Origin of the sequence: Micromonospora sp. M51, assembly GCF_018070305.1 — a bacterium.
Lineage (GTDB): Bacteria > Actinomycetota > Actinomycetes > Mycobacteriales > Micromonosporaceae > Micromonospora > Micromonospora parva.
Genome location: NZ_JAGPXZ010000302.1, coordinates 1 through 6819, shown reverse-complemented (window position 1 = coordinate 6819; position 6819 = coordinate 1). Strand labels below are relative to the sequence as shown.

Sequence of the window (6819 nt, the reverse complement as noted above, 5' to 3'; positions counted from 1 at the left end):
GCGGGAACCGGCGCAGCCCGCTGAGGCAGATCCGGGCCAGCAGGGCCAGGATGCTGACCGGCGCGTCGGGCGTCGCCGCGTTGATCGCCGCGCGAGTCTCCAGCAGCCCGGTGGCGTCCACGTCGACCCAGATGGTCACCTCGGGGATCTCCCGCCGGCTGCGGGAGAGCTTGTCGGCGATCACCTTGCGCACGCCGGTGAGCGGGACGATCACGTCGCCGTCCCCGGTCGGCGCGAGGGCGACGTGCGGGTCGGGCACGGCGGCGAGCCGGGCGGCGGGGGCGGCCAGCGCGGCCTCCACGTCGGCGCGGCGGATCACCCCGCCGGGCCCGGTGCCCCGCACGGTGCCGAGGTCGACGCCGTGCTCGCGGGCCAGCCGCCGCACGATCGGCGAGATGACCAGAGCGGAGGGCGATGGTGCCGGGTCGCCGGTCGGGCCACCGGCAACCGCGCCGGTCGGTGCGGTGTCGGCCGGTTCGGGGGCGACCGTCAGGCGGGGCCGACGCCGACGGCGGGTGGTGGTGCCGTGGCCGGTGCCGTACCCGATGAGCACGTTGCCGGAGCCGGCCCGCTCCTCCTCGCGGTAGGTGGCGTGCCCGGCGGGCTCGTCGCCCCCGTCCAACGGCGCGATGGTGATCAGCGGCTGGCCGACCGGGCGTACCTCACCGGCCGCGCCGTGCAGGGTGACCACCCGGCCGGCGTACGGGCAGGGCACGTCGACGACGGCCTTGGCGGTCTCCACCTCGACCACGCTCTGGTCGACGGTGACGATGTCTCCCACGGCGACCCGCCACTCGACGATCTCGGCCTCGCTCAGCCCTTCGCCCAGGTCGGGCAGGAGGAAGACCTGCGTCCGTTCGACGGTGGTCATGCCGCCGCCCAACGCGCGTCCGGCTGGTCGTCCCACTGCAGGCGGGCCACCGCGTCGAGCACCCGGTCCACGCCGGGCAGGTGGGTGTGCTCCAGCATCGGCGCCGGGTACGGGATGTCCAGCCCGGCGACCCGCAGCACCGGGGCGTGCAGCGCGTGGAAGCAGCGCTCCTGCACCCGGGCGGCGATCTCCGCGCCGACGCCCGCGAAGCCGGCCGCCTCCTGGATCACCACGCACCGGCCGGGCCGCCGGACCGAGGCGGTGATGGTGGCGGCGGCGACCGGGACGATCGTGCGCACGTCGACGACCTCCAGGTCCCACCCCTCCTCGCGGGCGGCCTCGGCGGCCGCCAGCGCGACCGGCACCGCCGGCCCGAACGCCACCAGCGTGGCGTCCCGACCGGGGCGGCGCACGACGGCCCGGCCGAACGGCTCGGTGCGGGCCGGGAGCGACGCGTCGGCGCTGGCGAAGTAGAGCTTCTTGGGCTCCATGAAGACCACCGGGTCGGGGTCGTCGATCGCCTCGCGCAGCAGCGAGTACGCGTCGTCGACGGTGGCCGGGGTGACCACCTTCAGCCCGGGGGTGTGCGCGTAGTACGCCTCGGACGAGTCGCAGTGGTGCTCGACCCCGCCGATCCCGCCCGCGTACGGCACCCGGATGACGATCGGCACGCTCAGCGCGCCCCGGGTGCGGTTGCGCAGCTTCGCCACGTGCGAGGCGATCTGCTCGAACGCCGGGTACGCGAACGCGTCGAACTGCATCTCGACCACCGGGCGCAGGCCGGACATGGCCAGGCCGACGGCGAAGCCGACGATACCGGCCTCGGCGAGGGGGGTGTCGAAGCAGCGCTTGTCGCCGAAGCGGGCCTGCAGGCCGTCGGTGATCCGGAAGACGCCGCCGAGCGCGCCGACGTCCTCGCCGAAGACGACGACCCGGTCGTCGGCGGCGAGCGCGTCGGCGAGCGCGGTGTTGAGCGCCTTCGCCATGGTGGTGGCCATCAGGCGTCACCCTCCTCGGCGCGGGCGGCGGCCAGTTCGGCGCGGACCTGCTCACGCTGTTCGATCAGCTGCGGGGTGGGTTCGGCGTAGACGTGGTCGAAGAGGCTCAGCGGGTCGACAGCGGGCTGCGCGTTCATCCGGGTCCGCAGGTCCGCCGCGTACGCCTCGGCCTGCTCGGCGATCTCGGCGACCGCCGCGTCGTCGAGCACGCCGCGGGCGCGCAGGTAGGTCTCCAGCCGGGCGATCGGGTCCCGGTCCCGCCAGGCGTCGACCTCGGCGCCGTCGCGGTAGCGGCTGGCGTCGTCGGCGTTCGTGTGCGGTTCCATCCGGTAGGTGTGCGCCTCGACCAGGAACGGTCCCTTGCCGGCCCGGGCGTGGGCGACCGCGCGGGTGAGCACGGCGAGCACCGCTACCGGGTCGTTGCCGTCGACCTGCTCGCTGGGTACGCCGTAGCCGACGCCCTTGTAGGCCAGCGACGGCGCGGCGGTCTGCCGGGACAGCGGCACGCTGATCGCGTACTTGTTGTTCTGCACGAAGTAGACCACCGGCGCCTTGAACACGGCGGCGAAGTTGACCCCCTCGTGGAAGTCGCCCTCGCTGGTGGCGCCGTCGCCGATGAAGGCCAGCGCCACGGTGTCGCGACCCTGGTACGCCTCACCGTGGGCCAGCCCGGCGGCGTGCACGCACTGGGTGGCGAGCGGGGTGCACTGCGGTGCGGTGCGTACCTCGGTCGGGTCGTAGCCGCAGTGCCAGTCGCCGCGCAGCAGGGTGAGCACCTCGACCGGGTCGATGCCCCGGGCAACCAGCGCCATCGACTCGCGGTACGTGGGGAAGACCCAGTCGGTGTCGCGGACCGCGAGGACCGCGCCGACCTGGCACGCCTCCTGGCCTCGCGAGGACGGGTAGACGGCGAGCCGGCCCTGCTTGGTCAGGGCGGTCGCCTGGGTGTCGAAGCGCCGGCCGAGCACCATCCGGCGGTACAGCTCGTGCAGCACCTCGGCGGCTGGTTCGGGGTAGTCGGCGCGGGCGGGCAGCGGCGTGCCGTCCTGGGCGAGCAGGCGGACCGGCTCGGCGTCCGGCAGCAACGAGCGGGCCGGGTCGGGCGGGGTGACCGTTCGACGGGCGCGCGGGGATGCCCTGCGGACCGCCTGGGGAGTGGTCGTCACGGCGGAACCTCCTGGGACGTGTGGTGAGCCTATGCTTCCGCTTGTGGATGATTGACTCAAGATCGACACAGAAGGCGGGACGGTTGGCATGCGGAGGGCCCAGTAGTGAGCCAGGAGACCGCCGACGAAGCGAGCGGGGGCGCGGGATCGGGACGATCGGCCCGAGCGTTGGACGAGGTCGACCGGCGGATCCTCGACGAGCTGGTCCGCGACGGTAGAACGTCGGTGCGCACCCTCGCCGAACGCATCCACATCTCCCGCACCAACGCGTACGCGCGGGTGGAGCGGTTGCTGCGCGACGGGGTGATCACCGGGTTCCGGGCCCAGGTGGCGCCCGAGGCGGCCGGGTTGGGCACGTCGGCGTACATCGCCCTGACCATCGAGCAGAACACCTGGCGGGAGGTGTCGGCCGAGCTGGCCCGGGTGCGCTACATCGAGCACGCCGCACTGCTCGGCGGTGACCACGACGTGCTCGCGCTGGTGCGCGCACCGGACAACGCCGCGCTGCGCGACGTGGTGCTGGGCCGGGTGCAGAGCATTCCCGGGGTGCTGTCCACCCGCACCTGGCTGGTCTTCGAGGAGTTCGACGGGGCCGGCAGTCCCTGGGCGTGACCGGCTGGGCTCACCGCTCCGGCGGGGCCTCCAGCCCGTCGCGGTCGGCCAACTCCAGCAACGGCTCCAGCGAGTGCCGGTCACCGTCCAGGCCGGCGTGCGGGTCGCCGCGCTCGGCGAACCGGGCCGGCATGCTGAGCACGTCGAAGTCCTCCGGGCGGACCCGGTCCAGCTCCGACCAGTCCAGCGGCGCGGAGACCAGCGCGGCCGGCGTGGGCCGGATCGAGTACGCCGAGGTCACCGTGTGGTCCCGGGCCATCTGGTTGTAGTCGACGAAGACCGGCCGGTCCCGCTGCTCGCGCCACCAGGTCGTGGTGACCAGGTCCGGCAGCCGGCGCTGCATTTCCCGGCCCAACGCGAGCACCGCCCGACGGCAGTCACCGAAGCTCCACCGCGGCTCGATCGACAGGTAGACGTGCAGGCCCCGGCCGCCGGTCGTCTTCGGGTAGCCGGTCATGCCCAGCTCGGCGAGGAACGCCCGCACCTCGTGCGCCACCGGTACCACCTGCTCGAAGCCGACGCCGGGCATCGGGTCCAGGTCGATGCGCAGCTGGTCGGGGCGTTCCACGTCGGCGGCGGTGACCGGCCACGGGTGGAACCGCAGGGTGCCCAGGTTGGCGGCCCAGATGACCACCGCCAGCTCGCTCGGCGCCACCTCGTCGGCGGTACGGCCACTGGGGAAGGTGATGTGCGCGGTCCGCACCCACTCGGGAGCGCCCGCCGGCAGCCGCTTCTGGTAGAACGCGTCGCCCCGGTTGGTCTGCCGGGTGGCGATCGTCGCGCCCTCGAAGACCCCACGGGGCCAGCGTTCGAGCATGGTCGGCCGATCCCGCAGCGCGCGCAGGATGCCGTCACCCACCGCCAGGAAGTAGCGGACCACGTCCAGCTTGGTCAGCCCACGCTCCGGGAAGTAGGGCTTGTCGGGGCTGGAGACGCGGACCAGCCGCTCGCCAACCTGGATCTCCTCCGCCGCCGTGGCCACGCCACACACCGTACGACGAGGTGGGGTGTCGGTGCCGCACTTGACGGCCCGCGGGTTCGCGGCGACACCCTGTCGCCGCGTGCGCCCCCTCGCTCCGGGCATGGGCCACCGCGGAGCGGGCTGATCCTCTAGCGTGTGCCGGACTGTCCACGAGCCGCTGGAGACCACGTGATCATGCTTCGGAACCCACTGCGTCACGGGGTCTTGGCGCTGGCGCTGGTGCTCGGCGCCGCGAACCTCGTCGGCACACCTGCGCTGCGCCCGACACCCGCCGAGGCCGCGCCGACCGTCGTGCCGGACGACTACCAGTTCGCTCTGGGATTTTCCAACACGCAGGGCGCGAACCAGTGGTCCTACCTGCAGTGGGACGGTGTCGCCTACACACCGATGGTGTGGGAGCCGACGCGGGACCGGTGGCGGGGCAACTGCGAGTTCTGCGTCATCAGCCGCAGCGGGCTTCACCCGGACACCAATGACGCGGTCATCGCCTGGACGGCGCCACGGGGTGGCGCGGTCACGGTGCGCGGCACCATGGACCACCAGACCTACATCGACCCCGACATCACGAACGTCGACGGTGTCCGGACCTTCGTCCGCAAGCGTAGCGGCGGCACGACGAGCAAGGTGTGGCCGTCGGCCGACTTCCAGCACCTGCGACCCGCCTTCATGGCCCAACACGTCTTCACCACCGCCGTCAACGCCGGCGACACGCTCCTGTTCCACGCGAACCGGGCAGGGACGGGGCTGCACGACGGGCTCTCGTGGAATCCGCGGATCAGTTACGACTACGAGCCGAAGTTCACTCTCGACCAGGCCGAACTGGTCATGAATCCCGCCGACTTCGACCGGATCGGTGAGCGCACCGCCCTGGATGCCAGCCTGTCGGTCGTCCCCAACGGCAGCCAGTTCGACTTCTACCACTCCTCGGATTTTGGCCGGCAGGTGCAGAAGTTCCGCGGCGACCTCGCCCGTCCCGCGCAGGTAAGGGTGTACGCCGACACGACGGCCAACCGGTTCCGCAATCCGCACGGCCTCGACGGGCAGTGGTGGATCGCGAGCGTGTACCGCACCGAGGAGGGTCACCTACTCGCGTTCTGCCACATCGAGAACGCCGACCCGCAGACGTCGGGGTGGTGGGCCGGCGGGTTGGCGTACTCCATCGACAACGGGGAGCACTTCACCCTGCTGGGCAAGACACTCGCCGCCCGTAAAAAGGCACCCGACGGTTCGACCGACAACATCGGCGGAATGCCATTCGTGCTCAAGGACGGCTTCTTCCACGTGTACTTCACCGAGTTCGGCATGCCGGTCGTCGCCCGCGCCCCGGTTGCCGAGGTGATCGACGCCGCCAAACGCGGCACGGTCAGCCCGTGGACCAAATACCACGGAGGCGCCTGGAACGAGCCCGGCATGCACGGACAGGCCACCGAGGTCGTCGCTGCCAGCCCGACGAACTCCTACGACTCCCACGCCGGCGCCGCCTACAGCACCTACCTCGGCAAGTACCTGCTCACCGGTGGCAGCGGCGGCCAGGGCCAGGGCATCTTCCTTGCGTTCGGCGACGACCCGGCACGCTTCGACACCCCGTCGTGGCTCCTGAGCAGCAACGCGAACAGCAAGGCCACCCTTCAGCCCTACGAGACCATCGTCGGGGTCGACGGTTCCACCAATGGCGTCGTGGGCCAGCAGTTCTACGTCTACTACGGCTACTTCTTCCGCTGGCCGCACGACGGAGTCGACCTCCCGAAGCACATGCGCTGGTTGTACCGGCAGAAGGTGACCCTGAACGCCGCCGGATTCGACCGCAACACCGTCAGCCTGAGCACCGATGCCAGCAAGAAGCAGGGTGAGAACGGAGTGCGCTACCAGGAGTACGACGGCACCGCGTACACCGACATGACGTGGTCGGACAGCGACCAGCGCTGGCACGGCACCTCGGCGTTCTCACTGCTGGACTCCATCGGCTGGCATCCGGATGGCAACCGCGACTCGGTGCGGGTCTGGACGGCGCCACGAGCCGGCACGGTGCGCGTCGGCGCCGACCTCGACGGCATTCGTGCCGGCGGCGGCTCCGGCGCCGACGGCGTCCGTGTGAAGATCGTCAAGAATGGGCTGCCCGTCTGGCCGGCCACCGGCTACGCGGCGGTCGAGCCAGCCAGCACCCTGCCCTTCGAACCCGTGGACATGACG

General features: G+C 72.0%; 6 protein-coding genes. 2 read left to right on the top strand and 4 right to left on the bottom strand.

The genetic code is table 11. From position 1 onward, the window contains the following. From KBX53_RS17395 to pdhA, 3 genes are all read right to left on the bottom strand, one after another. A partial coding sequence (locus KBX53_RS17395) for a biotin/lipoyl-containing protein (protein ID WP_210860370.1) occupies positions 1-883 on the bottom strand: 883 nt, incomplete at its 3' end. Continuing rightward, positions 868-1872: an alpha-ketoacid dehydrogenase subunit beta gene (locus KBX53_RS17390; protein ID WP_210860368.1), complete on the bottom strand. Its 1005-nt coding sequence runs from the start codon at positions 1870-1872 to the stop codon at positions 868-870. The genes KBX53_RS17395 and KBX53_RS17390, both read right to left, overlap by 16 nt. Beyond that, positions 1869-3068 carry a pyruvate dehydrogenase (acetyl-transferring) E1 component subunit alpha gene (gene pdhA, locus KBX53_RS17385; protein ID WP_210860366.1) on the bottom strand — a complete coding sequence of 400 codons (1200 nt, stop codon included), beginning with the start codon at positions 3066-3068 and terminating at the stop codon, positions 1869-1871. Before pdhA ends, KBX53_RS17390 begins: the two co-directional genes overlap by 4 nt. Before the next feature lie 72 nt (positions 3069-3140). Between pdhA and KBX53_RS17380 the strand changes: the two genes are divergently transcribed. Continuing rightward, positions 3141-3647, top strand: coding sequence for an Lrp/AsnC family transcriptional regulator (locus KBX53_RS17380; RefSeq protein ID WP_030337902.1), 507 nt, complete (start codon positions 3141-3143; stop codon positions 3645-3647). Positions 3648-3657: 10 nt separating this feature from the next. Here the strand turns inward: KBX53_RS17380 and KBX53_RS17375 are convergent, their stop codons facing one another. Continuing rightward, a complete protein-coding gene (locus KBX53_RS17375) occupies positions 3658-4629 on the bottom strand; it encodes a DNA polymerase domain-containing protein (protein ID WP_030337903.1) in 972 nt (323 codons plus the stop codon). A 168-nt stretch (positions 4630-4797) separates the two neighbouring features. On the opposite strand from KBX53_RS17375, the gene KBX53_RS17370 reads away from it, so the two are divergent. Beyond that, positions 4798-6819: hypothetical protein (locus tag KBX53_RS17370; RefSeq protein WP_210860364.1), on the top strand; the 2022-nt coding region annotated here is incomplete at its 3' end.